Here is a 24,851-nt window from a genome sequence, read left to right as displayed (position 1 = left end):
GACGGACCGCGACACCGCCTCGTTGTATGGTGTCGCCCATGAACGCATCGCTGGCCGCGCTTCTCGTCCGTCTCGGCGTCCGGCTCTTGCTCGGCGTTGCGGCGCTCGGCTCGCTCGCGGCAGAGGCGAAGCTCGAAGCGGGTTCCGCGCAGGCGATGCGCGAGCTTCATCGCCAATACGCCGACCCGCTCGCCCACAGCCCGCTCAAGCGGGCGGTGGTCATCGATTCGGCGGAGACCGACGGCGGCCTGCAGGGCGACATCTATGCGATCGTCGACCACCCGATCGACGAGGTGCGCCGCGCACTCGAGCGCTCCTCGCAGTGGTGCGACATGCTGGTCCTGCACATCAACAACCGGCGCTGCCGCGCGATGCGCTCGCCCGACGGCGAGAAGCTCACGCTGAGCGTGGTGCCGCGCTACGACAAGCCGATCGAACAGGCTTTCGAGCTCGGCTTCGTCCACCGCATCGTCCATGCGACGCGCGACTACCTGCAGGTGGAGCTCTACGCCGAGGAAGGCCCGATGGGCACCAGCCAGTATCGCGTGATGCTCGAAGCGATCCCGCTCGGCGAGCGCCAGACCTTCCTGCACTTCGCCTACGCCTACGACCACAACATGGTCGCCCGCCTCGCCACCATGGCCTACCTCGCCACCTTCGGCAGCAGCAAGGTCGGCTTCACGGTGGTGGGCAAGACCTCCGACGGCCAGCCCGACTACATCCGTGGGCTGCGCGGGCTGATGGAACGCAATGCGATGCGCTACTTCCTCTCGCTCGACGCCTACCTCGACGGCTTCGCCGTGCCACCGCCGGAGCGCGCCGACAAGCGCCTCCACATCTGGTTCCAGTCGGTCGAGCAGTACCCGACCCAGCTGCACGAGGTCGACCTCGCGACCTACCTCGCCGTCAAGCGCGAAGACCGGCAGCGCGATGCCGTGTCGCGTTGAGATTCAGCGCAGCACCAGCACCGGCGTGTGCGAGTGCGTCAGGACGTGCAGGGTCTCGCTGCCCATCAAGAGGCGCTTGATGCCGCGCCGGCCGTGCGAGGCCATCACGATCAGGTCGCAGTGGTGCACGCGGGCGGCTTCGATGATGGCCTCGGAAATGAGCTCCCCCTGCATCACGAGGGAGCGCGTGCTTTTCACGCCGCGGCCGTCCGCCTTCTCCTTGACGGCGTCGACCACGCGCTGCGCCTCGGCGTCGGCCTGTTCGCGCAGGCGCGAGACCTCCGTCTGGCTCAGCAGCAGGGAGCCTTCGAAGTAGCTGGCGGGGTAGTGATGCACCACCTTCACGACCATGAGTTCCGCCTGCGTCAGGAGTGCCAGATCGATAGCGCTGTTGACCGCCAGATCGGACAGCTCGGAGCCGTCGGTGGCGACGAGGATGCGTTCATACATGGCCTTGCTCCCCGGGCGGGAGACGCCCGCCCGCACGGGGAGCGTAGTACGGGCGGGCGGGCGCGGCAAGGCGCCGGCAGGCATCTAGACGGGCCTGCCTAGCCCATCTTTCTCAGAGAAAGATGGGCTAGCGCCGGCGGGTCACTGGCCGGCCCAGTGCGTGCCGAACGGGTTCGACGCGCCGATGGCCGGGAGGTCCACGAAGGCCTGGCTGCAGTCGAGCACCTTGTCCGCGTCCACCTTCAGGCTGGCCTCGCCGTTCACCACGATGCGGTTGGCGGTCGAGGCCTGGATCGGCAGGTTCACGTTGGCCAGCGTCAGGTTCGCGTCGGACGAGATCAGCGAGATCTGCGCCGGATCGTCCGCGGCCACGTCGGTCATCGACATGACCAGCGGGTAGGCCGGCAGGTAGCCCGTCGGGTAGGCCGCGGTCGGCGTGAAATAGCCGCCCGTGTTCGCCGCGAAGCCCTGCAGCTTGACCTTGGACGCGCCGAGGATGCGCACGTTGTTCAGCGCGATGTCGTGGAAGTTCGGCACCTTCGGTCCGCCCGCGGGCAGCGCCTTGGTGCTGTAGTAGGGGGTGAACAGCAGCGCGTTCTGCGCGTTCTTGATGCAGATGTCGCGGTAGTTGATGTTGCTCACCTCGCCGCCGCGTGCGTAGTCGGACTTGATGCGCAGCCCTTCTTCCGAATCGAGGAAAGAGTTGTCGTAGACCTCGACGTTGGTCACGCCCGCGTTGGTCTCGCTGCCGATCGAGATGCCGTGGCCCCAGTAGATGTGGTTGTGCGCGACCACGATGCCCCAGGTGCGGTCGCCGCGCTTGCCGCGGTTGCCGTCGATGCCGAAGCCGACCGCGTTGGGGTTGCTGCTGCCCTTGAGCGCCATGTCGTCATCGCCCGTGCTCACGTAGTTGTAGGCAAAGACGAAGTTCTTCAGGTAGCCGTCGAAGGACATCTTGGCGGGCGAGCTGGTCGTGCTGCCGGTCGTGAGCGCGTTGGACTTGGCGCTCCCCGCGGAGCCCGGATCGAAGGCGTCGGTGTTCTTCACGTTGTCGGCGTTGAAGGTCTCGCCGGTGTAGAGCGGATTGCCGTTGCCCGCCGGGTTGGCGAAGGCCGCCAGCGTCGGCGTCTGCACCTTGACGTTCCAGACCGTGAGGCCATCGACGCCGCTCGGCACCACGTGGAAGTTGGCGCTGTTTTGTCAACAGTTGTCGTACAACTGGCGGGATTTCATCAGACCGAATTTCGACTGTCAACGGAGAGAAGTCATAGCAAAAACCCGTATGCGGGTGAATTGGATCCTCGCCAAGTCATACGATGTCATATGACAACTGACGTGATTTGGAGACATTCGGGGGATCTGTCCCAAGCGTTCCGGCCAAATAGCCTAGACCGTTATTTAAGGTTTGCTGAGGGCTTCGTTAAGCAATTCTTAGCGGCGGGCGAAAGGCCCGATTCCTAGACTTTCTTCCCAGCAGGAGAGCGCACGGTGCGCCCGCCGCTGAACCGGAAGAGAAGGACTCCCATGAACATCGATCCGCGCGAAATGCGCCAAGTCGCGGCGGCCTCCGCCCCCCGTGTCGACCTGTATGCCGGCATCCACAAGGCCCTGCGCGCGCTGATGGCCGACACCCTGCTGGCCCTGGGGCGCATGGACCATGACGATGCGCTCGAACTCGCGCAGACCACGCAGCGCGTGCTGGAATTGCTGGGGTTCTGCGGCGCGCACCTGAAGCACGAGAACGACTTCGTGCACGCCGCGATGGAATCGCGCGCCGCCGGCTCCAGCGGCCGGATCGCGCACGAGCACCAGGAGCACGTCGAGGCGATCGAGGCGCTGGCCAGCCAGACGACTGCGCTGCTGCAGTGCGACGCCGCATTGCGCGCCGAACGCACGCTTGCGCTGTACCGCGCGCTGTCGGTCTTCATCGCGCACAACTTCGAGCACATGCACGTGGAGGAAACCGCGCACAACGCGGTGCTGTGGGCGCGCTTCACCGACGCCGAACTGATGGAGATCCACGGCGCACTGGTGGCCTCGATCCCGCCCGAGGAAATGATGTTCGTGGTGCGCTGGATGGTGCCCTTCATGAACCCGGCCGAGCGCACCGAGATGCTCGGCGACATGCGCGCCCATGCGCCCGCGCCGGCCTTCGCCGCGGCGCTCGAGGTGGTGCGCCCGCACCTCGCCGACCGCGAATGGGCCAAGCTCGCCGCGAGCCTGGGCCTGCCGGCGTCGTCGTGGGTGGAGCAGGGCTGAGCCAGCGCCGGCTCAGCCCGCGATCTCGGTGAGCGTGACCGGCCGTTCCACCTGCAGCCTGAAGCGGCCGCGACCGGTCTTCTCGATGCGCAGGTGCGGGCTGTTCTCGGCCAGCCGCCGTTGCAGCAGCACCAGCCGCGCCTCGAGGTTGTCCGCGAGATCGGGCAGGCGGATCGACGGGTCGAGCCGCAGTTCGCGGTTGCTGAACTCGGTGCGGCCCTGCTGCGAATACTCGCGCAGCAGCTTGCCGAGGATCGCGCCGGCAACGCCCTTGATCAGGTAGTTGTCGGCGACGAACACGCTGTTGTTCGCGAGGTAGTGCCGTACCGGCAGCGGCGCACCGCTGGCCGATGGCGCGGCGGGCGGCGCCGGCTCCTCGGCGGCGGGCTCGTCGGCCTGGCGCAGCAGTTCCAGCGCGGCGCCGAGATGGCTCGCGATCGCGACCAGCGCATCCTCGTCCTCGAAGCTGAAGTGCATGTCCAGCGGGCTTTCGACGAACAGCGCGCCGAGCAGCCGCCCGCCCGACACGATCGGCGCCGCCAGCTGGCTGTGCGGCTCGGCCAAACCCGGGAACGGGATCTCGGTATCGAGCGCGATGCCCGGCTCGGTCGCCCGCAGGCTGCTGCGCACCGCGTGGCTGTAGCTCGCCGCGTTCGTCATATGGCTGATCCGCACCGGCGTGCGCTCGCGCGCGGCGACGCCGATCACGCCGTGGCCCATCTCGATCTCCGAGCCGATGCCGGAAATGGCGTAGCCGCAGCTTGCCACGGTGTAGAGGCGCTGCGTCGCCGCGTCCAGCATCAGCACCATCGCATGGCGCACGCCGAGGTGGTCGTTGAGCGCGGCGAGCACCGTCTGCAACAGCTCGTCGGTCGCGCAGCATGCCGCCATGCGCTCGGCGGCCCGGCGCACGCCGGCAAGCAGGCCGGGCTTCGGAGGGGAGACCGGCGCGAGCCGTTCGCCCTCGACGCTCTCGACGGCCTCGACCTCGTAGACGTCGGCACCCAGCAGACGGAACACGCCCGCCATGCCCGAATGCGAAGCGATACCCGCGAGCTGCGCCTTCATGCGCTCGAACAGCGCGCCGCCGGACTCGGTGCGCAGGTAGCGAAGCCGCAGCCGGTAGAAGGCCGCGATGACCGGGTCCATCAGCAGCACGCTCGCGCGGGGGTTGGCGAGGATGTTCGCGCGGGTCTTGTTGAAGAACTGGTAGGACAGCGCGACATGCCGCTCGTCCACGTAGTGCACCTGGGAGATGTAGGCCACATTGGGCGTGCCGTCCCGGGCGCAGGTCGCCATGATGGCCGGGATCGCGCCTTCGAAGCAGGCCCGGATGTCGTCCAGGGATGGCGGGCAGGTGCTCATCGCTTTTCGTCGCCTCACGCCGCAGGCAGGGCGCTGCCGGCCTTGGGGCCCGGGGTCTGGTCGAAGGCTTCGGCGGGCGTGAAGCTGATCGCCACCAGGTCGTCGAGCCGGAAGGCCAGCATGGCGCGCACGAAGGGCACGTCGACGCCGACCGCGCCGACCTCATCCTCCATCGACGCCAGGTAACGGCGCAGCACCGGCAGGTCGTCCTCATGCGCCGGGCGAAGCTCGGCTTCGGTGGCCTTGACCTGCACGGTGCGATGGCTCAGCGGCTGGCTGAAGACCACGGCGACACGGCCGGTGGCGGCGATGTCCTGCAGAAGCTGGCGCGACTGGCTGCGCGCGACGAAGACGGTGATGTGCGTGCCGTCCGCCGAGATGCGCGTGCCGACCGCGCGCATCAGGCTCGGCCTCAGCGCCGCGTCGCGCGAGGCCACGATGGCCGACACGCCCTTGTCGATCAATGCGATGTGCTCGGGACTCAGCAGTGGAGGAGGTGCGGCGACGTCGGGCATGGCTTGGTCGGGAAAGAGACGGGATTTTGATTCAAAAGTCCTCTTTCCCGACAGGGCCTGCGCCGTCGGCCTCAGGTTCGCCAGCGTGCGCGGCGCTTCCTTGCCGGCGGCGGCTGCTGCTGCGCCGGCGGGGCGAACACCAGCCGCAGCGAGGCTTCGAGCGCCAGTGCGCGCTCGGTCGGCGCCATGCGCGGCCCGTCCTTCAGGAGCAGCGGGTCGCCGAAGATCCTGCGCAGGTGCCGCAGCGCGGTGTCGACCGCGTCGCGCGACCGGCCCAATCGGGTGGCGGTCCGCGCGAGGCTGCGCTCGTCCATCAGCGTGCTGAAGACGCGCAGCAGTTCGACGTCGGCGGTGGCATTGACGGTGGCGTTGGGGCGTGACATGGCGCTCATCGCACAGCCTTGGTGCCGCGATGCACCGGCGCCGATCGCCGATGGCTTGGCGGGCAGGCCTGGCCGTGTTCCAGCCCTGACGCAAGCGATTGGCGTGCCATGGTCTCGTCCGCGCCCGGGCATCGGTCTTGCTCGGCGAGCCCATGACCACCCCCCACCATCCCACGCGCCGCGGCGCGCTCCAGCTTCTGGCGGCCGGCGCCGCCTCGTTCGCGCTGCCGGCGTTCGCGCAATGGCCGGACAAGCCGATCAAGATCATCGTCACCTTCCCGCCCGGCGGCTCGAGCGACATCCTCGCGCGCATCATGGCCGAGCAGCTCGGCAAGAAGCTCGGGCAGCCGGTGGTGGTCGACAACAAGCCCGGCGCGGGCGGCACGATCGGCGGCATGCTGGTCGCCAGCGCGCCGGCGGACGGCACCATCTTCATGCTCTCGAACACCACGCCGCTCGCGCTCGGTCCGTTCCTGCTCGAGAAGCAGCCCTACGATCCGGTGACCGCCTTCACGCATGTCGCCTACCTCGGCTCGGCGCCGCTGGTGATCATGGCGAGCAAGCCCTCGGGCATCACGAGCTTCGCCGACGTCGAAGCGCGCGCCCGCAAGGACGGCCGTCTCGATTTCGGTTCGGGCGGCCCCGGGTCGATCGGCCACGTGCACGGCGAACTCATCCGGAAGATCACCGGCGCCAACCTCGTGCACGTGCCCTACCGCGGCGGCGCGCCGATGACGACCGACCTGATCGCCAACGTGATCCCGGTGGGCATCGACGTGATCACGGCCTACGTGCCGTACTTCAAGGGCGGGCAACTCGTGCCGCTGGCCGTGACCAGCAGCGCGCGCTCGCCGCTGATGCCGGACGTGCCGACCATCGTCGAGCTGGGCCAGCCCAGGCTGGTGCTGGAGAACTTCTTCGGACTCAGCGGCCCGGCCAGGCTGCCGCCCGAGTTGGTCGCGAAGCTCAACAGCGCGTGCAACGAGGTGCTGGCGATGCCGGAGGTGCAGAAGAAGCTGATCGAACTCGGCATCGTCGCCAGGCCCGAGAGCGCCGCGCGCTTCGAGGCGGTCGTGAAGGAGCAGGTCGCGGTGCTCGCGCCGACCGTCAGGAGCGCCGGCATCAAGCTCTGAGTGGCCTTCCGGGGCGGCGCTTGCGCGAGCCGGCGCACGGACAGATGATGCCGGTTCGCTGGACCCAAGGAGGTTCCGATGCTCCGACATTCACGTCCCGACCCGATCCGCCGGGGCCTGCTCGCGGCGGGCGGCTGGGCTCTGCTGGTGGCGCTCGCACCGCGCAGCGCAGCGCAGCAGCGCAGACGACTTTCGGCATGCGCATCGGCATCATCGGCGCGGGCCGCCTCGGCGGCACCATCGGCGGCCTGTGGGCGAAAGGCGGCCATCCGGTGATGCTGTCGTCGCGCCATCCGGAAGAACTCAAGGACCTCGTCGCGGGCCTCGGTCCGCTCGTCAAGGCCGGCACGGTGGCCGAGGCGATCGCGTTCGGCGACGCGCTGTTCATCGCGGTGCCCTACGGCGCGCTGCCGCAGATCGGCAAGGATTACGGCGATGCGCTCAAGGGCAAGATCCTGCTCGATGCCTGCAACGCCGTGGCCGGGCGCGACGGCAGCGCCGTGGCCGACGAGGTGGAGCGCGAAGGCATCGGCGTGGTGTCGCAGAAGTACCTGGACGGCGCACGGCCGGTGCGCGCCTTCAACACCATGTCCTACGCGATCTTGGCGCGCGAGGCCAACCGGCCGCCGCCGAGGCTCGCGATCCCGATCGCCGGTGACGACCCCGAAGCGGTGAAGGTCGCCGCGGCGCTGGTCACCGACGCCGGCTTCGATCCGGTGCTGGTCGGCAAGCTGGCCGATGCGCGCAAGTTCCAGCGCGGCGGGCCGGGCTACGGCCAGCCGGTGAGCGCGGCCGAACTCAGGCAGAAGCTGTCGCTCGCGCCATGATGTCGCAGGGGCCCTGGCTGCGGCGGGTGGTTCCGGCCACGCCGCAGGAGCTGGCGGCTGCGCTGTGGTCCTTCGGCTATTTCTTCGCGCTGCTCGCGGGCTACTACGTGCTGCGGCCGCTGCGCGACCAGATGGGCATCGCGGGCGGCACGGGGGCCTTGCCATGGCTCTTCACCGCCACTTTCGTGACGCTGCTGGCGGCGCAGCCGCTCTACGGTGCGCTGGTCGCGAAGCTGCCGCGGGCGCGCTTCATCCCGGTCGTCTACCACTTCTTCGTAGTCAATCTCGCGCTGTTCTGGGTGCTGCTCGCACTGGGCATCGCGCCGGTGGTCGTGGCGCGGGTCTTCTTCGTCTGGGTCAGCGTGTTCAACCTGTTCGCGGTGGCGGTGTTCTGGTCCTTCATGGCGGACCTCTTCACGAGCGAGCAGGCCACGCGGCTCTTCGGCTTCATCGGTGCGGGCGGGACCGCGGGTGCGCTGCTGGGGCCGGCGATCACCATCGCGCTCGCGGTGCCGCTCGGTCCGCACAACCTGCTGATCGCGGCGATCGTGTTCCTGGAGATCGCGGTCTTCTGCGCGCATCGGCTCGAAGGAAGCGTCGGCGTGCGGCAGGGCGGGCCCAGCGAGCCGGCGCGCCTGGGCGGCAGCGCGTTCGCGGGCCTCTCGGGGCTGTTCCGTTCGCCGTACCTGCTGGGCGTGGGCGCGTGGGTCAGCCTGCTGTCGTTCGGCGCGACGATCCTGTATTTCATGCAGGCGAACGTGGTGTCGGCGACGATCCAGGGCGCCGGCGAGCAGACGCGCATCTTCGCCAGCATCGACCTCGCGGTCGGGCTGCTCACGCTGGCGACGCAGGTCTTCGCGACCGGGCGCTTCCTGCAGCGATTCGGAACCGGCATCGCAGCCGGGGCGCTGCCGGCGGTCTATGTCATCGGCTTCCTGGCGATCGCGTGGTCGCCGGGCCTGGCGGTGGTGCTCGTCTTCCAGGTGCTCCAGCGCTGGATGAACTTCGCGATCGCGAACCCGGCGCGGCAGGTGTTCTTCACCGTCGTCGACCGCGAGGACAAGTACAAGGCCAAGAACCTGATCGACGTGGTGGTCTACCGCGGCTCCGATGCGCTCTCTGGCTGGGTCTACGACGCGCTGCACGCCGCGGGGATCAAGATCGGCGCGATCGCCTTGTTCGCGCTGCCGGTGGCGCTCGCCTGGCTGCTGCTGTCGGGCGCGCTCGGGCGCACGCACGAGCGCCGCGCATCGCAATCCGCCGGCAACGCGCCGGCTCCTGCGTCGACTCGAGGAGAGGCGTCATGGAATCGATGACACGGCGGCACTTTTCCGCACTCGCGGCCACGGCGCTGTGGCCACTTTCCGGCTGGGGGCAGGGCAAGGAGGCCGCGCTCGTCACCCGCGCCATTCCGTCGAGCGGCGAGCGCATCCCGGCCGTGGGACTGGGCACGGCGGTCGTATTCAACAACGACGACGCGAGGATCCGCGAGACCGCGACGCAGATCCTGCGCACGCTGCTCGACAACGGTGGCCGGCTCATCGACACCGCCTCGTCCTACGGTGACGCGGAGCTGGTTCTGGGCCACGCGATGCCTGCCGCAGCCTCGCGCGACAAGTTCTTCGTCGCGACCAAGCTCGAGTCGCCCGATGCCGCCGAGCTCGAGCGTTCGCTGACCCGGCTCGCAACGCGCCGCATCGATCTGCTGCAGCTTCACAACGTGCGCGACCCGGCACAGTCGCTGGCGCAATTCAAGACCTGGAAGACACAGGGCGTGTGCCGCTACGTCGGCATCACGTCGACCTCCCGGCGTGCCTACGGTGCGGTCGAGGCGGTGCTGCGGCGCGAAAAACCGGATTTCGTGCAGATCGACTACTCGCTCGACAACCGCGAGGTGGAGGAGCGCATCCTGCCGCTGGCCGCCGAGGTCCATGCCGGCGTGCTGACGGCGCTGCCCTTCGGCCGCGGCCGGCTGTTCCGCGCGGTGCGCGGCAAGTCGCTGCCCGACTGGTCGGCGGTCTTCGCCGAGAGCTGGGCGCAGTTCTTCCTGAAGTACCTCTTGGGCGACGAGCGGGTGACGGCCGTGATCCCGGGCACCTCCGATCCGGCGCACATGGCGGACAACCTCGGCGCGATGCGCGGCCGCCTGCCCGATGCGGCCGAGCGCAAGCGCATGGTGGCCTTCGTGCAGAGCCTGTGACGCCCGCCGGGCGCCTGAACTCGGGCGCTCCGCCGGAAGTCCAACACGGGATTCCAGTGGAGGTGCTCCATGAAGAGACTCGCACGGGCCCTGATGGTGGCCGCCGTGGCTGGCGGCGTGACGATGACCAGCCTGGCCTTCAACGGCATGCAAGGGGGCGGCGCCGGCGGAGGGGGGCGTGGCATGCGCGGGGGCGGTGGGCATTCCATGGCCGTCGTGCCGGCGCACAACGGGTTCGTCGGGCATCCGGGCTTCGCGGGGCATCCGGGCTTCGGGCATCCAGGCTTCGGGCATCCAGGCTTCCCGGGGCGCCGGGTGTTCGTGACTCATTCCGGCTTTCCCTTTCACCGGGCCGTGGTGGTCGGTGGTCCGTTCTTCTTCGGGACACCGCCGGTGGTCTTCGTGAGCGGCTTTCCGGCGATCTGGTATTGCCAGGACCCGATCGGCTATTTCCCGACGATCCAGGCCTGTCCGGTCGGCTGGATCGAGATGTCGCAGTACTGAGAGCCCTGAGGGCCGGTGCGTTCAGTCCGCCAGCGTGAGCAAGGGCACGTCGCGTTCGCGCGCCATGGCCTCCAGTTCGGAGCGGGTGCGCGTGGCGATCCAGCGCGCGATCGCTTCATGCGTCTCGGCCGAAGCCATGTTCTTCGACGCCGCGCCCGCCGCCTCGCACAGGCGGGCGGCGAAATGCGGCTCCAGCGCCGCCACCGCCACGCGGCCGTCGGCGCACGGGTAGACGCGATAGCCCGCATGCGCGCCGCCCACCGCGCCGCTCGGCGTGGTGAGACCCCAGGTGCGCGGCAGCGCCAGCCAGTCGGCGGCGGCGTTGAGCGCGACTTCGAGGCAGATCCCGGAAGCGGGCGACGACGTCTTGTGCAGCGCCGCCTTCAGCACGGCTTCGCTCGCAAGCAGCGCGCCGCCCATGTCGGCATAGAGCGTGGGCGGCAGTTCGGTGCCGGTGACGAGCCCGCATTCGGCGAGGTAGGTGAGATCGTGTCCGGGCTCTTCGGCGCGATCGCCCGGTGCGCCGACGATCGCCACCTGCGAGAGCTTCGGGTGCCGGGCATGCAGCTCGTCCCAGTCCAGTCCCAGCTTCGAGAGCGCCGAGGGCCGGAACGAAGTCAGCAGCACGTCGGTCGCCTCGAGCAGGCGATGCAGATGCTGCTGGCCCGCCTCAGTCTTGAGGTCGGCGACTTCGATGCTCACGCCCTCGTGCAGCGCCGCATAGGCGGCACGGTTGTAGTGGCCCATCGGATCGCCCGACGGCGGTTCGAGCTTGGTGCAGGTCGCGCCCATGGCGCGGCAGCGCATCAGCGCGGCGGGGCCGGGCAGGTTGAGCGCGAGGCTCAGCACCCGGAGGCCGGCCAGCGGCGTGAAGGCTTCGGAAGCGGAAGAGGGCGCGGACATGGATCGGATCCCCGGTTGAAAACCTGTCCGGGAGCTTACCGGTTCGCGGCCGCCGATCTACGATGCGCGCTGCACAGCCCGTTCAATCCGACGAACCCAAGGAGACCCGCATGTACCAATCCGATCTGATGGCCGGCCAGCGCATTCTCGTGACCGGCGGCGGCACCGGCCTCGGCCGCGCGATGGCCGAGCGCTTCCTGGGCCTGGGCGCCGATGTCGCGATCTGCGGCCGGCGCCAGAGCGTGGTCGAGCAGACCGCGAGCGAATGGCGCACGCAGTTCCCGGGGCGGCGCGTCGACACCTTCGGGGTCGACATCCGCAACGCGCAGGCGGTGGAGGAGATGGTGGAAGGCCTCTGGCAATCCGGCGGCTTGACCGGGCTCATCAACAACGCGGCGGGCAACTTCGTCTCGCCGACCGAGGCGCTGTCGCCGCGCGCCTTCGACGCGATCGCGAACATCGTCTTCCACGGCACGTTCTACGTCACGCAGGCGGTGGGCAAGCGCTGGATCGCCGAGGCGAAGGCAGGCCAGTGGAAAGCGGGCGACCCCTACCGCAGCGTGATGAGCATCATCGTGACCTGGGTCGACAACGGCGGCCCCTACGTCGTGCCCTCGGCGATGAGCAAGGCCGGCATCGAGGTGATGACCAAGTCGCTGGCCATCGAGTGGGCGCGCTACGGCATCCGCCTGAATGCGGTCGGGCCGGGCGAGATCCCGACCGAAGGCATGAGCAAGCGCCTGAACCCCGGCGAGGAGCCCGGCGCGCGCAGCAAGGCGCTGAACCCGATGGCGCGCACCGGCCAGATGAGCGAGCTGCAGAACCTCGCGGCCTTCCTCATGGCACGCGGCCAGTGCGACTGGCTCAACGGCCAGAGCATCATGATGGACGGCGGCGGTGCGCTCGCGACCGGCGGCAACTTCTACGAGCTGCGCCAGTGGAGCGATGCCGACTGGCTCGCGGCGCGCGAGCGCATCGAGGCGCAGAACCAGAAGGACAAGGCGCAGCGGTAGAGCTTGCGCATCGCGGACCCGGCTCTGCCGGGCCGCTACAGGCCGGCGCCGGGCCGCCCCAAGGCGGCCTGCGGCCCCCTTGGGGGGCAGCGACTACACGGAGTGAGGGAGCGTGGGGGCTAGGTGCGCCCCCTCGAGGGGGCGCGCCGAAGGCGCATGGGGGTGTCTTCATCATTCAGCGGGCGGCGCGCCCACCAGGCGGCGAGCCCGAGGCCCGCGATCATTTCCCAGAAGCCCCACATGCCGGCGACCACCGCCATGCCGCCGAGACCGCCGAAGAAGCTGAAGATCAGCGCCAGCCCCAGGCCGCCGTTGCGGATGCCAACCTCGAAGCTGACCGCGCGGCGGTCGTATTCGGCAAGACCGGTCGCGCTGGCGCAGGCATAGCCGGTGGCGAAGGCCAGCGCGTCGTGCAGCGCGACCGCCAGCAGCACGAGGCCCGCATAGTCCACGAAGTAGCGCCAGTTGCCCGCGATGGCCGCGAGGATGAAGCCGATCAGGCAGACGAGGCTCAGGATGCGTGCCGGCTTCTTGATGCGTTCGGTGAGCTTCGGCAGATAGTGCGCGCATGCGATGCCGATCACGAACGGCGCACCGATGATCGCGATGATGTGCACGACCACCTCGCCCGGATCGAGTGCGATGGTCTTCAGGAGCGGCGCGGCCGTCGGATGGATGCCGCCCCAGAACGCGAAGTTCAGCGGCATCACGAAAATCGCGATGAGGTTCGACAGCGCCGTCATCGACACCGACAGCGCCACGTTGCCGCCCGCGCGATGCGTGAGGATGTTCGACGTGCTGCCCGGCGGGCAGCAGGCGATGAGGATCATGCCCAGCGCGATGCTCGGTCCCGGCTCGAGCAGCAGCGTCAGCGCGAAGGTGGCCGCCGGCAGGACGATGAACTGCGCCGCGACGCCGACCGCCATCGCCACCCGCATCTGCATCACGCGCCTGAAATCCGCGACGCGCGTGTCCAGCGCGATGCCGAACATCAGGAAGCCGAGCACCGCATTGAGCAGCGCCAGCGAGGCCGGATTGAAATTCAGGCGCACTTCGTCGAGTGGGAGCATGGGACGTGTTCTCGGTGCCGGGGGTTCAGATCAATGCCGCAGAATGCGCTGAGGCGGCTCAGGCGCCTTTTTCGGGGACGATGTCGGCGCCGCGCTCCGCGAGCAGCGCCCGCAGGAACGACCGATGGCAGCGCGCCTCGTCCTCGCAATAGCAGCCGATCGAGAACGAGGCCTGGTGCGACAGCGCGGCGAGCAGGTCCAGGCTGCGGCTCGCGTCGGGCTCGGCCATCTCGCTCCTGAACTTGCGGCCGAAGGCGTTCCATTCCGAGGCCACGCCCGAGGCCTGCGCGGCCTGCGCCATCTTCATCGTCTCGGGCGACGGCGCGAGGTTGGGGTACCACACGTCGTACCAGTTCTGCGACGAAAACTCGCCCTTGGGCACGCCGCGCGGCGGGCGGCGCACGGTGCCGATGCGCAGGCCTTCGCCGGGTGCGCGCTCGCTGCCGAGTCGAACGATGCGGATGGGCATTTGTCTTTTCCTCCTGGGTGTCTCTGCGATGTTGGGTGGGCGACACCCCGATCATCGCCGACCGCGCATACTCGGGCGAGACCAGGAGACACCGCATGAACGACCGCATCGAATCCATCCGCCACGCCGACGGCGTGGTCGAACTGCACCTGAACCGCGCCGACAAGATGAACGCGCTCGACCCCGCGATGTTCGATGCGCTCATCGACGCCGGCAGCCGGCTGCAGGGCGATGCCAGCGTGCGCGCCGTGGTGCTGGCCGGTCGCGGCAAGGCCTTCTGTGCGGGGCTGGACATGCAGTCGTTCGAGCGCATGCAGGGCGACGCCGCGAACATTGTCGGCGACGCTTCGAACGGCAAGGACCTGACCGATCGCACGCACGGCATCTCCAACGCCGCGCAGTACGTGGCGATGGTCTGGCGCGAACTGCCGGTGCCGGTGATCGCCGCCGTGCACGGCGTGGCCTTCGGCGGCGGGCTGCAGGTGGCGCTCGGCGCGGACCTGCGGCTGGTCGCGGCCGACACGAAGATGTCCGTCATGGAAATCAAGTGGGGCCTCGTGCCCGACATGGGCGGCATGGTTCTCATGCGCGAGCTGGCGCGCAACGACGTGGTGCGCGAGCTCACCTACACCGGTCGGATCTTCTCGGGCGCCGAAGCCGTGGCGCTCGGCTTCGCGACGCGGGTGGCGGCCGATCCGCTGGCCGAGGCGCTGGCGATCGCGCACGAGATCGCGCAGAAGAGCCCGGATGCGATCCGCGCCGGCAAGCGGCTGCTCAACGCCGCCATGGGCCACGGCGCGACCGAGCTGCTGCTGGCCGAATCGGTGGAGCAGAAGGCGCTGATCGGCAGCCCCAATCAGGCCGAAGCGGTGCGCGCCAACATCGAGCGCCGCGCGCCGAAATTCAAGTAACTGGCTCACCCCCAGCCTCGCCCACTTCGTGTGGCTCTGCACCCCCTTGCAGGGGGCAATCCCAGCGGCCCGGCAAAGCCGGTTCCGCGGGATTCCCCGAACGGGCCTCGCTTCGCTTGCCGGTTTCTTTCATGCGTCGCAGAGGACGCGTGGCGACGTGGGGGTCTACCTCAGGCACCCCTGAAGCGCAGCCATTCCTCGGCGGGCGCGCGGTCGCTCACGAGGCCGTTCACCGGGTGGTCCGGATCGCGGTGGCCGATCGCCATGCCGCAGAACAGCATGCGCTCCGGCGGCAGCCCGATGGCCCGGCCGATCGTCACCGGGTAGATCGCCCAGCATTCCTGGGCGCAGCTGTCGAGCCCTTCGCCGCGCAGCAGCAGCATCACGGTCTGCAGGTACATGCCGAGGTCGGACCACTGCGGCGGACCCATCGAGCGGTCGACCGAGCAGAACAGCGCCGCCGGCGCACCGAAGAAGTCGAAGTTGTTCGCGAACCAGCGGCGGCGCGCGGCCTTGTCCTCGCGCGGGATGCCCAGGCGCGCGTACATCGCCTCGCCGACCTGGAAGCGCCGGTCGCGCCAGGGCGAGCGCAGGTCGGGCGGGTAGATCGCGTAGTCGGTGGGCTCGGGTTCGCGGCCTTCCATGAGGTTGCGGCGCATCTGCGCGCGCAGCCCGGCGAGGGCGTCGCCGGTGAGCACGTCGATGTGCCAGGGCTGGAGGTTGCCGCCCGAAGGTGCGCGTGCGGCCAGGGTCAGGACCTTGCGGAGGGTCTCCGGATCGACCGGCGTCGGCAGGAATGCGCGGATGGAGTGGCGGCTGGCGACGGCTTCCTGGATCTGCATGGGCGGCGGGGTGGATGTCGATGGCTCGATTTAAGCAGTTTCTCATTCGGCAGGCGGCATACTCCCGGGCGTGCCAATGCATCTACTCCACCGTCTGGCGGCCCAAGAGCTGCCCATCGCCGTCACGGGCGGCCAGCAGGTCGACGCCGTCCGCGTCCTGAGCCTCGCCGGCCACGTCAAGGCGTCGATCCCGAAGCCGGTTCGCACGCTCGACGGCTTCGAACAGCCTGCGGCGATCGTTTCCGAGATCACCTCGCTCGGGCGCAGCATGCTCAAGCGCTTTCCGCTCAAGTAGCCGGTAGCCCGCAGTGCCCCGCAAGGGGGCGAGCACACCACGTACGCAATAGCGAACTTGCTTCCGGACCATCCCCGCGGGGCAAAGGGCCGCCCGGATTGCGTGGCCCCTCGGGCCCGCCGGACGGCCTGTTCGAGTTCGGGATCGAGTGTCGGATCGTGATGGTGTCGTCGTCAACGACGACCTCCTTGACGAGCAGCCTGACGATGCGCTGTCGTTCCAGAACGTCCAGATCCTGCACCTGCATGCGCAGGCGTTCAAGGAACTCGCCCAGTGTGTGAGCGAGGCGCAGATAAATTGCTTGATCGGCCAATTGGCTTCGCAACGATTCGATTTCCGCCTTCAACCGTGTCTCGCGCTGGCGCAACTCGGGCATGCGTCGGCGTAGCTCGTCCAGGCTGAGCAGGTCCTCTTGGTAGGCCGTCAGCAGCCGGTCAACGCGCCGCTGAACCTGCAGCAACTCGCGCGTGATCCTCTCCTGGTTGCGTTGGGCCGGATGGGATGTGCGCGCCGCCTCCACCCGCCGGGTCAGTTCGGCCTGAATCAGCCCAGGGTCTTCGAGCAATCGAGCAACCTCGGTCCACACCGTATCCTCCAGCAGATCGAGCCGGATGGGCCGCGCATTGCACCGCGCCTTCCCTTGGTAGCGCCACGCGTCCGATCCCAGGCATCGGTAGTAGTAGATCTTGCGCGCGCTGCTGCACGTGGAAGTCCGATACAGCGCATAGCCGCATTCGGCGCAGTGCACCAAGCCCTGCAAAATACTCGGCTCGACCGTACGGCGTGGGGAGAACTTCTTGTTGTCTTGCAGTCGCTCTTGCGCCAGATCGAATGTCTGCTCATCCACCAGCGCAGGAACGGGGATCTGTATCCACTGATCAGGGGGCGTTTCGTGTTGGGTTCGAGTACCGCGCCGCGGTGGTCGGCTGCTCATGCGCACGGCACGGCTGCTGCGGCGCTGTCGCGGGGCCTCTTGTGTCTTGCCGAAGCAGGCCAAGCCTCGATACGCCGGATTGCGCAGCATCGCCCAGATCGTCGAGCGCTCCCAGCAGGACTGCCCCTTCCTCGTGGGCACGGCGACCTCGTTGAGTCGCCGCGTGATTGCACCGATGCTCAGCGCCTGCGCTGTGTACAGATCGAAGACCTGACGGACCACCTCGGCCTGCTCCTCGATGACCTCGTAGTAGGCCGCTCGTTCCTCGGTCTTGCGCATGTAGCGATAGCCATACGGGGCGCCACTGAGCACGCTGATCTCGCCCTGTTTGGCGCGGTGGCGCTTGCCGCGGCGCGAGCGCTCCAGGATCTGGGCGCGTTCGTATTCGGCGATCATGCCCTGGAACTGCAGCAGCAACTGGTCCTCAGGTGTTTGCGACTGCGGCGCTTTGATGAAGATCGTCTCCACGCCGTGACGCAGCCATTCCTCGGTGAGCAGGACCTGGTAGGCATACTTGCGACTGAGTCGATCCGGCGATAGCACCAGAACGGCCTGAATCTGACCTTCAGCGACGAGGTCTCGGACTCGCTCCAGGCCTGGTCGAATCAGTGTGGCTCCGCTAAAGCCCTCGTCCTCGAAGATCCACTCAGCCGGTACGCTGAAACCTTGGCTTGAAGCGAACGTCATCAGTGCGGCCGTTTGACTGTTGATCGTCTTGTCCTCCTTCTGCTGGTCGGAGGACACCCGTGCATAGATCGCCGCTGTCTTCATGAGCGTGCCCTCCTATTCGGCCAGCCTCGCCGGTACGGCGGGTTCGATCGGGAACCAGGATGTCATAGACCTGTTCGAGCTTGGCGCTGAACAAGCGGTCAAAACAATATTCGAATCGGACCTGGCGACTGTGGCGGCGCTCAGCCACGCCGACGCTCCCGAGCCACCAAGGCCGAGACGGCACGCGAAACCACATCGCCGATCGTCGAACCCGTGGCATGCGCGTGCTCGCGCAGCGTCGTGACGATGTCCCCGGGCACCTTGATGGTGATGGCCACGCTGGGTGCCGAGACCGCCACAGGGCGTTTGATCGTCTGGGCTTCCTGCAAATAGCGATAGGCTTGGCGCTGCGACAACCCGAACTGTTCGGTCAGCATCGCCGCAGCCTGCGCGACAGCATGGCCTTGAGTGAGCAGATCGAATGCAGCGTTCAAGCGTTGGGCCCTTTCGGCGCCGGAGGATCGCGACATTGGACGCAAACATATTACCTCTTGCGTCTAAAGTCAAGAATCGATCGCGTCCGGCACAACGCAACGCACCGCTCAAACTCGAAGTTGCCTTTTGCGTCTATGGCGTGTGTTTTCCCTTATGCGGGGCATACAGATCGGCCTCAAATGTCCTATTGACGGGACAAGAGAACGGCGCAACCATCGGGCCCCATGTCCCAGATGCCGCTGCCGAAGTACCACCAGATCTATCTGTTGCTGTGCGAGCAGTTGGCCGAAGGCCGGTTCGAGGGCGGGCTGCCCGGCGAGTTCGCGCTGATGGAAGAGTTCGGCGTCGCGCGCGTCACTGTGCGCCGCGCGCTGGAGAAGATGGCGGCCGAGGGCCTGATCTCGCGCGAGCCGGGCCGCGGCACGCGCCCCATCGGCCGACCGCCTGTTTCCATCGACCAGGGCGGGCACGACGTGCAGCGCGCCAACCTCGGCGGCCTGCTCGAAAACCTCGTCAGCATGGGCCTGCGCACCTCGGTCAGGGTGATCGACGTGCAGACCGTCACCGCGTCGGCCAGCGTCGCCGCCGCGTTGCAGTTGAAGCCCGGCGACGCGGTGCAGAAGGCGGTGCGCGTGCGTTCCACGCGCGAAGGGCCACTGTCCCACATCACCACCTACGTGCCCGCCGATGTCGCGCGCCGCTTCGGCCGCCGCGAGCTGGCGCGCAAGCCGATCCTCGTGCTGCTCGAAGAAGCGGGCGTGCAGGTCGGCCGGGCGCACCAGACCATCACGGCCAAGCTTGCCGACGCGGCGCTGGCTCAGCACCTCGACGTCTCGGTCGGCTCGGCGCTCCTGGCCGTGCGCCGGCTGGTCTACGACGTCAACGAAAGGCCGGTGCAGTGGCTGCACGGCCTGTACCGGCCCGACCGCTACACCTACGAGATGCAGTTGTCCCGCGTGGGCGGCATCGACGCCAAGGTGTGGGTCAGCAAGGAGCTCGGGGCGCAGTTCACCTAGCCCTTCTTCACCGATTCACCACGATTCACAACGAGGAGTCCCCATGGAAAACCGCCGTCGCTTCCTGTCGCAGACCGCCGCCCTCGGCACGTCGCTCGCCTTTCCGCTGATCGGGGGCGCGCAGCCCAAGCCGGTGCGGGTCGGCGTGCTGCATCCCGTGACCGGGGCGCTGGCCTATTCCGGGCAGCAATGCCGGCTCGGCGCGCAGATGGCGATCGACGACATCAACCAGGCCGGCGGCATCAAGTCGCTGGGCGGCGCGAAGATCGAGGCGATGCTGGGCGATGCGCAGTCGCAGCCGCAGGCCGGCGCTGCCGAGGTCGAGAAGATGAACGAGGCGGGGGTCTCGGCGGTCGTCGGCGCCTACGCCTCGGCGATCTGCCTGGCCACCACGCAGGCGGCCGCAAAGTACAACCTGCCGCACGTGGTCGACGTCGGCGTGGCCGACCAGATCGTCGAGCGCGGCCTGAAGAACACCTTCCGCTTCGGGCCCGGCTACAAGAAGTCCACCGAAGTCGCGATGGCGAACCTGCTGGTGCTCAACAAGGCGGCGGGCAGCCCGGCGAAGACCGTGATGATCATCCACGAGGAGTCGCTCTTCGGCACCGGCACCGCGCAGCTGCTGTCGCGCGAGCTGCCGGGCTACGGCTTCGAGGTGAAGGAAGTGGTGAAGCACGCGAACCCGACGCGCGACTTCAACAACATCGTGCTGCGCATGAAGTCCGTCAATCCGGACATCGTGATCCCGGCCAACTACTACAACGAGTACGCGCTGCTGGTGCGCACCATGCAGCAGCAGAAGGTGCAGCCGAAGGCGATCTTCTCGGTGCTCGGCGGCGCGGCGTCGAGCTACAAGTTCGTCAAGGAGTTTCCTGAGGCTGCCAACGGCATCATCGACTGCAACCACTGGTTCAACCCGAAGGACAAGCGCTCGCAGGAGCTGCGCAAGCGGGTCGAGGCCAAGGGCCAGTTCTTCAGCTACGAGGTCTTCATGACCTACACCGCGATGATGCTGCTGGCCGATGCGCTGGAGCGCGCCAAGTCGAGCGAGCGCGCCGCGATCATCGATGCGCTGGAGAAGAGCAGCTTCTCGAACCACATCATGCCGTACGGTCCGACGAAGTTCGTGGGTGGGCAGAACGAAGGCGCGCAGCCCTTGATGACGCAGGTGGTGAAGAACGACATCAAGGTCATCATCCCGCGCGACTACCGCGAGGTGGAGCCGGTCTTCCCCCTGCGTGCGGCCTGAGCCTGGAAGCGGGATGTTCGATTTCGCCATTCTCTTCCCGTCGGTCCTGAACGGACTGACGACCGGCGCGGTCTATGCACTGATCGCGCTCGGGCTCACGCTGATCTACGGCGTCCTGCACATCATCAACTTCGCGCACGGCGCCTGCCTGATGCTGGCGCTGTACGCGGTGTACTTCCTCAAGGAACGGCTGGGCATCGATCCGTACCTGGCGCTGCCGATCGTGGTGCCGGGCATGTTCGCGCTCGGCTATGGCTTGCAGCGCATCGTGATCAACCGCGCGGGCCACGGCAAGGACGAGAACATCCTGCTCGCGACGCTCGGCATCGCGATCGTGATGGAGAACCTCGCGCTGCTGTTCTTCAAGTCCGATACGCGCAACATCGACACCGCCTATTCGCTCGCCACCGTCGCGATCGGCCCGGCGATGATCGCGGTGCCCAAGCTGGTGGCCTTCGCCGGCGCGCTGGTGGTGTCGGCGGTGCTGTTCTGGATCATGGGCCGCACCGACCTCGGCCGCGCGATCCGCGCAGTGGCCAAGGAAAAGGAGGGCGCGAAGCTCATGGGCATCGACGTGGATCATGTCTATGCGATGAGCTTCGGCATCGGGCTCGCATGCCTCGGCGCGGCAGCCTGTTTCCTGCTGCCGGCCTATTACGTGAATCCGCAGGTCGGCGGCGGCTTCGTGCTGGTGGCCTTCACCATCGTGGTGCTCGGCGGCATGGGCAGCTTCGTGGGTGCGCTGGTCGGCGGCTTCCTCATCGGCGTGGTCGAGTCGCTCGGCGGGCTCTACCTGGGTGAATCGCTGGGGCAGATCGGCATCTTCGCGATCTTCATCGGCGTGGTGCTGTTCCGGCCCCAGGGCATGTTCGGAGCACGGGCATGAGCGCGGCTTCCAGCGTATCGAACGCCGGTCTGCGGCATCTGGCCGGCATCGCGCTCTTCGCGGTCCTGGTGGCCTGCCTGCCGCTCGTGACTTCGTCGGGCGTGGCGCTCAACTTCGCGATGATGGCGCTCTACGCCACGTTGATCGCGCAGGCCTGGAACATCCTCGGCGGCTTCGGCGGCCAGTTCTCCTTCGGGCATGCGCTGTTCTTCGGAACCGGCGCGTACATCCAGGCGATCGCGCAACTGCAGGGTGGGATCAACGCGTGGGTGGCGCTGCCGATGGCGGTGGCGGGCAGTGCGCTCGTGGGTTTGTTCGTCGGCGCGCTGACGTTCCGCTACGGGCTCAAGGGCTCGTACTTCGCGCTGGTCACGCTGGCTTTTGCGGAGGTGTTCCGCATCCTCGCGCTGTCGGTCAATTTCACCGGCGGCGGCGTCGGGTTGATGGTGCCGCTGCGCGAGTCGGCGGCCAATCTGCAGTTCGCCTCGCGCGCCGGCTACCTGTGGGTGGTGCTGGCCTTCGTCATCGCGGCGCTGCTGGTCACATGGTGGCTGCGCAACGGCCGCTTCGGCGCCTATCTGCAGGCAGTGCGCGACAACGAGGATGCCGCGCGCGCCGTTGGCGTCGATCCGTTCCGCATCAAGCTCGCGGCCATCGCCATCTCGGGCGCCTTCATGGGCGCCGCGGGGGCGTTCTACGTGCAGGTGTTCCAGTACATCGATCCCGGCATCGCCTACGGCTCGGCCACCTCCGTGGAGGCGCTGGTCGCGGCCATCGTCGGCGGCATGGGCACGCTGTGGGGGCCGGTGCTCGGCGCCGCCGCGCTGCATGTGCTGTCGGACTTCACGCGCAACCTGTTCGGCGAGCTGCCGGGCATCAACATGGTGATCTACGGCGTGGTGCTGGTCTTGATCGTGATCTTCCTGCCGCGCGGCATCGCGGGCATCGGGCTGTCGGTGCGGCAGCTCTGGGCAGGGAAGGGGGGCCGCCGTGGCTGAGCCTCTCCTGGTGCTCGACGGCATCTCGCGCTCCTTCGGCGGGCTGAAGGCGGTGCAGAACGTGAGCCTCTCGGTGCGCGAAGGCAGCCTGAGCGCGCTGATCGGCCCGAACGGCGCGGGCAAGACCACGCTGTTCGCGCTGATGTCGGGCTTCCTCGAGCCGGACACCGGCAGCGTGCGCTTCGCGGGGCAGGACATCACCGGGCGCGAACCGCATCGCAATGCCCTCCTGGGCATGACGCGCACCTTCCAGATCGTGAAGCCCTTCGCGGCGCAGACGGTGCGCGAGAACATCGCGGTCGGCGCGCACCTGCATGTGCGCGCCCGCGGCGAAGCGCTGCAGCGTGCGGAGGATGTCGCGGCGCGCGTCGGCCTTGCACCGCAGCTCGACAAGCCGGCATCCGATCTCACGGTGGCCGGACGCAAGCGCCTCGAACTCGCGCGCGCACTCGCGACGCAGCCAAGGCTGCTGCTGCTCGACGAAGTGCTCGCCGGACTCAACCCGCAGGAGATCGCCGAGATGATGCCGGTGGTGCGCGGCATCGCCGACGATGGCGTGACCGTGCTGATGATCGAACACGTGATGCAGGCGGTGATGAATCTTGCCGAGCATGTCTGGGTGCTGGCGCAGGGCCAGTTGATCGCCGAGGGAAGCCCGGCAGAGGTGACCTCGAACGACAAGGTGGTCGAGGCCTACCTGGGCCATGGCACCGCGGCGCGTCTGCGCAAGGCGGCTGCTGCGAATGCACCGCAGGAGGCCGCGGCATGACCACGCTGCTCGACATCCGGAACCTGCGCGGCGGCTACGGCCGCGTCGAGGTGCTGCGCGGCGTGGACCTGCGCGTGAACCCGGGCGAGATGGTCGCGCTGCTCGGCAGCAATGGCGCGGGCAAGTCGACGCTCAACAAGATGATCTGCGGCCTGTGCCCCGCCTGGAGCGGCACCGTCCATTTCGACGGCCAGGACCTGAGCGGCGCGCATTACCGCGAGGTGGTGAAGGCCGGGCTCATCCAGGTGCCCGAAGGGCGCAGGGTGTTCCCGAACCTCAGCGTGCTGGAGAACCTCGAACTCGGTTCCTTCACCCGCGCGCGCGAGCGCCGCGCAAGCAACCTCGACAAGGTGTTCGGCATCTTCCCGCGCCTGAAGGAACGCAGCGGCCAGCCGGCCGGGACCATGAGCGGCGGCGAGCAGCAGATGCTCGCCATCGGCCGCGGGCTGATGGCGGAGCCGGTGCTGCTGATCCTCGACGAGCCTTCGCTCGGCCTGTCGCCGCTGCTCGTCGAGGAAATGTTTTCGCTCATCCGCCAGCTTCGCGAGGATGGTCTCGCGGTACTGCTGGTCGAGCAGAACGTCGGCCAGTCGCTCGAGATTGCCGACCGGGCCTATGTGCTCGAAAACGGAAGCGTCCGCTTCTCCGGGCTGCCGCGGGAACTGCTGGGCAGCGACGAGCTACGCCGCGCGTACCTGGGCCTTTGACGTCCGTCCGCGTCGCGCATTCATCGAACGAGAGACAACATGAAACGTCGAGACATTCTTCTTTCCTCGGCCGCGCTCGCGCTGGCCGCGGGCGCCCGGGCGCAGATCGGCGGCGTGCCGGTGCGCATCCTCGTGGGGGCGCCGGCCGGCGGTTCCACCGACACGCTGGCGCGCACGCTGGCTGCCAGCATGGGGCCTGCGCTCGGCCGGACGGTGATCGTCGAGAACCGCCCCGGCGCAGGCGGCAACATCGCGGCCGAGCTGGTCGCCAAGGCGCCGCCGGACGGCAACACGCTGCTGATGAGCTTCACCAGCCATGCGATCAACGCGACGCTCTATCCCTCGCTGCCCTTCGACCCGGTCAATGACTTCACCCCGCTGACGCTGGTGGCGACTTCGCCATCGATCCTCGTCGCGCATCCCTCGGTGCCGGCCAACGACGTGAAGGAGCTGATCGCGCTCGCGAAGGCCAAGCCGGGCCAGCTCAACTTCGCGATCGGCTCGGTCGGCTCGTCGCTGCACATGGCCGGGGAGGCCTTCAAGATGCAGTCGGGCGTGGACATTGTGAACATCCCGTACAAGGGCACGGCGCCCGCGGTGCAGGACGTGCTCGCCGGCCAGGTGCAACTGATGTTCGCGGCCGTGGGCAATGCGCAGGCGCACATCCAGGCCGGCAAGCTCAAGGCGCTGGGCGTGACCACGGCCAGGCGGCTGCCGCAGTTCCCCGAGGTGATGGCGATCGCCGAAGTGCTGCCGGGGTATGAATCGAGCGCCTGGTTCGGCCTCTTCGGGCCCGGCCGCATGCAGCCCGACTCGGCGCGCAAGATCAGTGATGCGGCGCGTCAGGCGATTGCCACGCCCGAGATGCAGAAGCGCCTCGAAGCCGAGGGCGCGATCCCCGTCGGCAATTCGCCCGAGCAGTTCGCCCCCTTCGTGCAGAGCGAGATCAAGCGCTGGGCCAAGGTCGTGAAATTCTCCGGAGCCAAGCCCGAATGAACGC

The 24,851-nt window shown here is 68.2% G+C and carries 27 protein-coding genes and 1 pseudogene; 17 read left to right on the top strand and 11 right to left on the bottom strand.

The window, feature by feature from the left end:
* Positions 1-38: 38 nt before the first annotated feature.
* Entirely contained in the window at positions 39-947 is a 909-nt protein-coding gene (locus tag VAR608DRAFT_RS30005; protein ID WP_088959054.1) for a hypothetical protein, read from the top strand.
* Between the two features lie 3 nt (positions 948-950).
* Here the strand turns inward: VAR608DRAFT_RS30005 and VAR608DRAFT_RS30000 are convergent, their stop codons facing one another.
* Both VAR608DRAFT_RS30000 and VAR608DRAFT_RS29995 read right to left on the bottom strand, forming a co-directional pair.
* The gene (locus VAR608DRAFT_RS30000; protein WP_088957385.1) at positions 951-1,397 is read right to left on the bottom strand and encodes a universal stress protein; all 447 of its coding nucleotides are present in this window, start codon (positions 1,395-1,397) and stop codon (positions 951-953) included.
* Positions 1,398-1,538: 141 nt separating this feature from the next.
* Positions 1,539-2,594 (bottom strand): annotated as a pseudogene (locus tag VAR608DRAFT_RS29995) (glycosyl hydrolase family 28 protein); the annotation flags it as partial.
* Between the two features lie 327 nt (positions 2,595-2,921).
* On the opposite strand from VAR608DRAFT_RS29995, the gene VAR608DRAFT_RS29990 reads away from it, so the two are divergent.
* Positions 2,922-3,656: a hemerythrin domain-containing protein gene (locus tag VAR608DRAFT_RS29990; RefSeq protein WP_088957383.1), complete on the top strand. Its 735-nt coding sequence runs from the start codon at positions 2,922-2,924 to the stop codon at positions 3,654-3,656.
* Positions 3,657-3,668: 12 nt separating this feature from the next.
* On the opposite strand, the gene VAR608DRAFT_RS29985 is transcribed toward VAR608DRAFT_RS29990, so the two are convergent.
* From VAR608DRAFT_RS29985 to VAR608DRAFT_RS29975, 3 genes are all read right to left on the bottom strand, one after another.
* Entirely contained in the window at positions 3,669-5,021 is a 1,353-nt protein-coding gene (locus VAR608DRAFT_RS29985) for a GAF domain-containing protein (protein ID WP_088957382.1), read from the bottom strand.
* 14 nt (positions 5,022-5,035) lie between these two features.
* Complete coding sequence (locus VAR608DRAFT_RS29980) at positions 5,036-5,536, bottom strand: hypothetical protein (protein ID WP_088957381.1); 501 nt, start codon at positions 5,534-5,536, stop codon at positions 5,036-5,038.
* 71 nt (positions 5,537-5,607) lie between these two features.
* The gene (locus VAR608DRAFT_RS29975) at positions 5,608-5,919 is read right to left on the bottom strand and encodes a helix-turn-helix domain-containing protein (RefSeq protein ID WP_088959053.1); all 312 of its coding nucleotides are present in this window, start codon (positions 5,917-5,919) and stop codon (positions 5,608-5,610) included.
* Between the two features lie 152 nt (positions 5,920-6,071).
* Here VAR608DRAFT_RS29975 and VAR608DRAFT_RS29970 point away from each other — a divergent pair, with 152 nt between their 5' ends.
* The 5 genes from VAR608DRAFT_RS29970 (at position 6,072) to VAR608DRAFT_RS29950 (ending at position 10,583) form a co-directional block, all read left to right on the top strand.
* Complete coding sequence (locus VAR608DRAFT_RS29970) at positions 6,072-7,052, top strand: Bug family tripartite tricarboxylate transporter substrate binding protein (RefSeq protein ID WP_088959052.1); 981 nt, start codon at positions 6,072-6,074, stop codon at positions 7,050-7,052.
* Between the two features lie 197 nt (positions 7,053-7,249).
* Positions 7,250-7,879: an NADPH-dependent F420 reductase gene (locus VAR608DRAFT_RS29965; RefSeq protein WP_088957380.1), complete on the top strand. Its 630-nt coding sequence runs from the start codon at positions 7,250-7,252 to the stop codon at positions 7,877-7,879.
* A complete protein-coding gene (locus tag VAR608DRAFT_RS29960) occupies positions 7,876-9,195 on the top strand; it encodes an NTP/NDP exchange transporter (RefSeq protein WP_197700435.1) in 1,320 nt (439 codons plus the stop codon). Before VAR608DRAFT_RS29965 ends, VAR608DRAFT_RS29960 begins: the two co-directional genes overlap by 4 nt.
* Positions 9,183-10,079 (top strand): aldo/keto reductase, encoded by an 897-nt coding sequence (locus tag VAR608DRAFT_RS29955; RefSeq protein WP_088957379.1) that lies wholly within the window; start codon positions 9,183-9,185, stop codon positions 10,077-10,079. The genes VAR608DRAFT_RS29960 and VAR608DRAFT_RS29955 overlap by 13 nt, the downstream gene beginning before the upstream one ends.
* Before the next feature lie 69 nt (positions 10,080-10,148).
* Positions 10,149-10,583 carry a hypothetical protein gene (locus VAR608DRAFT_RS29950; RefSeq protein ID WP_157731164.1) on the top strand — a complete coding sequence of 145 codons (435 nt, stop codon included), beginning with the start codon at positions 10,149-10,151 and terminating at the stop codon, positions 10,581-10,583.
* A 21-nt stretch (positions 10,584-10,604) separates the two neighbouring features.
* Here VAR608DRAFT_RS29950 and VAR608DRAFT_RS29945 read toward each other — a convergent pair whose 3' ends face one another.
* Positions 10,605-11,486 carry a CoA transferase gene (locus VAR608DRAFT_RS29945; RefSeq protein ID WP_088957377.1) on the bottom strand — a complete coding sequence of 294 codons (882 nt, stop codon included), beginning with the start codon at positions 11,484-11,486 and terminating at the stop codon, positions 10,605-10,607.
* A gap of 110 nt (positions 11,487-11,596) precedes the next feature.
* Between VAR608DRAFT_RS29945 and VAR608DRAFT_RS29940 the strand changes: the two genes are divergently transcribed.
* Positions 11,597-12,499, top strand: coding sequence for an SDR family oxidoreductase (locus VAR608DRAFT_RS29940; protein ID WP_088957376.1), 903 nt, complete (start codon positions 11,597-11,599; stop codon positions 12,497-12,499).
* 119 nt (positions 12,500-12,618) lie between these two features.
* Here VAR608DRAFT_RS29940 and VAR608DRAFT_RS29935 read toward each other — a convergent pair whose 3' ends face one another.
* Both VAR608DRAFT_RS29935 and VAR608DRAFT_RS29930 read right to left on the bottom strand, forming a co-directional pair.
* Positions 12,619-13,569 carry a bile acid:sodium symporter family protein gene (locus VAR608DRAFT_RS29935; RefSeq protein WP_088957375.1) on the bottom strand — a complete coding sequence of 317 codons (951 nt, stop codon included), beginning with the start codon at positions 13,567-13,569 and terminating at the stop codon, positions 12,619-12,621.
* Between the two features lie 58 nt (positions 13,570-13,627).
* Positions 13,628-14,038, bottom strand: a complete 411-nt coding sequence (locus VAR608DRAFT_RS29930) for a DUF488 domain-containing protein (protein ID WP_088957374.1) — start codon at positions 14,036-14,038, stop codon at positions 13,628-13,630.
* A gap of 95 nt (positions 14,039-14,133) precedes the next feature.
* On the opposite strand from VAR608DRAFT_RS29930, the gene VAR608DRAFT_RS29925 reads away from it, so the two are divergent.
* A complete protein-coding gene (locus tag VAR608DRAFT_RS29925) occupies positions 14,134-14,949 on the top strand; it encodes a crotonase/enoyl-CoA hydratase family protein (RefSeq protein ID WP_088957373.1) in 816 nt (271 codons plus the stop codon).
* A gap of 170 nt (positions 14,950-15,119) precedes the next feature.
* Here VAR608DRAFT_RS29925 and VAR608DRAFT_RS29920 read toward each other — a convergent pair whose 3' ends face one another.
* The gene (locus tag VAR608DRAFT_RS29920) at positions 15,120-15,791 is read right to left on the bottom strand and encodes a nitroreductase (protein WP_088957372.1); all 672 of its coding nucleotides are present in this window, start codon (positions 15,789-15,791) and stop codon (positions 15,120-15,122) included.
* Between the two features lie 76 nt (positions 15,792-15,867).
* Between VAR608DRAFT_RS29920 and VAR608DRAFT_RS29915 the strand changes: the two genes are divergently transcribed.
* Positions 15,868-16,086 carry a hypothetical protein gene (locus VAR608DRAFT_RS29915; protein WP_088957371.1) on the top strand — a complete coding sequence of 73 codons (219 nt, stop codon included), beginning with the start codon at positions 15,868-15,870 and terminating at the stop codon, positions 16,084-16,086.
* Here VAR608DRAFT_RS29915 and VAR608DRAFT_RS29910 read toward each other — a convergent pair.
* The gene (locus tag VAR608DRAFT_RS29910) at positions 16,079-17,791 is read right to left on the bottom strand and encodes a recombinase family protein (RefSeq protein WP_088957370.1); all 1,713 of its coding nucleotides are present in this window, start codon (positions 17,789-17,791) and stop codon (positions 16,079-16,081) included. The genes VAR608DRAFT_RS29915 and VAR608DRAFT_RS29910 overlap by 8 nt on opposite strands.
* A gap of 140 nt (positions 17,792-17,931) precedes the next feature.
* A complete protein-coding gene (locus tag VAR608DRAFT_RS29905) occupies positions 17,932-18,225 on the bottom strand; it encodes a hypothetical protein (protein WP_197700434.1) in 294 nt (97 codons plus the stop codon).
* 225 nt (positions 18,226-18,450) lie between these two features.
* On the opposite strand from VAR608DRAFT_RS29905, the gene VAR608DRAFT_RS29900 reads away from it, so the two are divergent.
* The 7 genes from VAR608DRAFT_RS29900 to VAR608DRAFT_RS29870 are packed head-to-tail and all read left to right on the top strand — an operon-like array spanning position 18,451 to position 24,847.
* Complete coding sequence (locus VAR608DRAFT_RS29900) at positions 18,451-19,242, top strand: GntR family transcriptional regulator (protein ID WP_231973010.1); 792 nt, start codon at positions 18,451-18,453, stop codon at positions 19,240-19,242.
* Between the two features lie 43 nt (positions 19,243-19,285).
* The gene (locus VAR608DRAFT_RS29895) at positions 19,286-20,491 is read left to right on the top strand and encodes an ABC transporter substrate-binding protein (RefSeq protein WP_088957369.1); all 1,206 of its coding nucleotides are present in this window, start codon (positions 19,286-19,288) and stop codon (positions 20,489-20,491) included.
* A gap of 13 nt (positions 20,492-20,504) precedes the next feature.
* A complete protein-coding gene (locus VAR608DRAFT_RS29890) occupies positions 20,505-21,377 on the top strand; it encodes a branched-chain amino acid ABC transporter permease (RefSeq protein WP_088957368.1) in 873 nt (290 codons plus the stop codon).
* A complete protein-coding gene (locus VAR608DRAFT_RS29885; RefSeq protein WP_172843920.1) occupies positions 21,374-22,375 on the top strand; it encodes a branched-chain amino acid ABC transporter permease in 1,002 nt (333 codons plus the stop codon). Before VAR608DRAFT_RS29890 ends, VAR608DRAFT_RS29885 begins: the two co-directional genes overlap by 4 nt.
* A complete protein-coding gene (locus VAR608DRAFT_RS29880; RefSeq protein WP_088957367.1) occupies positions 22,368-23,144 on the top strand; it encodes an ABC transporter ATP-binding protein in 777 nt (258 codons plus the stop codon). The genes VAR608DRAFT_RS29885 and VAR608DRAFT_RS29880 overlap by 8 nt, the downstream gene beginning before the upstream one ends.
* Positions 23,141-23,851, top strand: coding sequence for an ABC transporter ATP-binding protein (locus VAR608DRAFT_RS29875; RefSeq protein ID WP_088957366.1), 711 nt, complete (start codon positions 23,141-23,143; stop codon positions 23,849-23,851). Before VAR608DRAFT_RS29880 ends, VAR608DRAFT_RS29875 begins: the two co-directional genes overlap by 4 nt.
* Before the next feature lie 39 nt (positions 23,852-23,890).
* Positions 23,891-24,847, top strand: coding sequence for a tripartite tricarboxylate transporter substrate binding protein (locus tag VAR608DRAFT_RS29870; protein WP_088957365.1), 957 nt, complete (start codon positions 23,891-23,893; stop codon positions 24,845-24,847).
* The last annotated feature ends 4 nt before the right edge of the window (positions 24,848-24,851 follow it).

It is taken from the genome of Variovorax sp. HW608 (assembly GCF_900090195.1).
Taxonomy (GTDB): Bacteria; Pseudomonadota; Gammaproteobacteria; order Burkholderiales; family Burkholderiaceae_C; genus Variovorax.
This window is presented reverse-complemented; position numbering and strand designations above follow the sequence as displayed.

Coding starts and splice junctions, on each gene's coding strand:
- VAR608DRAFT_RS30005 (WP_088959054.1), top strand. CDS start 39: ATGAACGCATCGCTGGCCGCGCTTCTCGTCCGTCTCGGCGTCCGGCTC.
- VAR608DRAFT_RS30000 (WP_088957385.1), bottom strand. CDS start 1,397: ATGTATGAACGCATCCTCGTCGCCACCGACGGCTCCGAGCTGTCCGAT.
- VAR608DRAFT_RS29990 (WP_088957383.1), top strand. CDS start 2,922: ATGAACATCGATCCGCGCGAAATGCGCCAAGTCGCGGCGGCCTCCGCC.
- VAR608DRAFT_RS29985 (WP_088957382.1), bottom strand. CDS start 5,021: ATGAGCACCTGCCCGCCATCCCTGGACGACATCCGGGCCTGCTTCGAA.
- VAR608DRAFT_RS29980 (WP_088957381.1), bottom strand. CDS start 5,536: ATGCCCGACGTCGCCGCACCTCCTCCACTGCTGAGTCCCGAGCACATC.
- VAR608DRAFT_RS29975 (WP_088959053.1), bottom strand. CDS start 5,919: ATGTCACGCCCCAACGCCACCGTCAATGCCACCGCCGACGTCGAACTG.
- VAR608DRAFT_RS29970 (WP_088959052.1), top strand. CDS start 6,072: ATGACCACCCCCCACCATCCCACGCGCCGCGGCGCGCTCCAGCTTCTG.
- VAR608DRAFT_RS29965 (WP_088957380.1), top strand. CDS start 7,250: ATGCGCATCGGCATCATCGGCGCGGGCCGCCTCGGCGGCACCATCGGC.
- VAR608DRAFT_RS29960 (WP_197700435.1), top strand. CDS start 7,876: ATGATGTCGCAGGGGCCCTGGCTGCGGCGGGTGGTTCCGGCCACGCCG.
- VAR608DRAFT_RS29955 (WP_088957379.1), top strand. CDS start 9,183: ATGGAATCGATGACACGGCGGCACTTTTCCGCACTCGCGGCCACGGCG.
- VAR608DRAFT_RS29950 (WP_157731164.1), top strand. CDS start 10,149: ATGAAGAGACTCGCACGGGCCCTGATGGTGGCCGCCGTGGCTGGCGGC.
- VAR608DRAFT_RS29945 (WP_088957377.1), bottom strand. CDS start 11,486: ATGTCCGCGCCCTCTTCCGCTTCCGAAGCCTTCACGCCGCTGGCCGGC.
- VAR608DRAFT_RS29940 (WP_088957376.1), top strand. CDS start 11,597: ATGTACCAATCCGATCTGATGGCCGGCCAGCGCATTCTCGTGACCGGC.
- VAR608DRAFT_RS29935 (WP_088957375.1), bottom strand. CDS start 13,569: ATGCTCCCACTCGACGAAGTGCGCCTGAATTTCAATCCGGCCTCGCTG.
- VAR608DRAFT_RS29930 (WP_088957374.1), bottom strand. CDS start 14,038: ATGCCCATCCGCATCGTTCGACTCGGCAGCGAGCGCGCACCCGGCGAA.
- VAR608DRAFT_RS29925 (WP_088957373.1), top strand. CDS start 14,134: ATGAACGACCGCATCGAATCCATCCGCCACGCCGACGGCGTGGTCGAA.
- VAR608DRAFT_RS29920 (WP_088957372.1), bottom strand. CDS start 15,791: ATGCAGATCCAGGAAGCCGTCGCCAGCCGCCACTCCATCCGCGCATTC.
- VAR608DRAFT_RS29915 (WP_088957371.1), top strand. CDS start 15,868: ATGCATCTACTCCACCGTCTGGCGGCCCAAGAGCTGCCCATCGCCGTC.
- VAR608DRAFT_RS29910 (WP_088957370.1), bottom strand. CDS start 17,791: ATGAAGACAGCGGCGATCTATGCACGGGTGTCCTCCGACCAGCAGAAG.
- VAR608DRAFT_RS29900 (WP_231973010.1), top strand. CDS start 18,451: ATGTCCCAGATGCCGCTGCCGAAGTACCACCAGATCTATCTGTTGCTG.
- VAR608DRAFT_RS29895 (WP_088957369.1), top strand. CDS start 19,286: ATGGAAAACCGCCGTCGCTTCCTGTCGCAGACCGCCGCCCTCGGCACG.
- VAR608DRAFT_RS29890 (WP_088957368.1), top strand. CDS start 20,505: ATGTTCGATTTCGCCATTCTCTTCCCGTCGGTCCTGAACGGACTGACG.
- VAR608DRAFT_RS29885 (WP_172843920.1), top strand. CDS start 21,374: ATGAGCGCGGCTTCCAGCGTATCGAACGCCGGTCTGCGGCATCTGGCC.
- VAR608DRAFT_RS29875 (WP_088957366.1), top strand. CDS start 23,141: ATGACCACGCTGCTCGACATCCGGAACCTGCGCGGCGGCTACGGCCGC.
- VAR608DRAFT_RS29870 (WP_088957365.1), top strand. CDS start 23,891: ATGAAACGTCGAGACATTCTTCTTTCCTCGGCCGCGCTCGCGCTGGCC.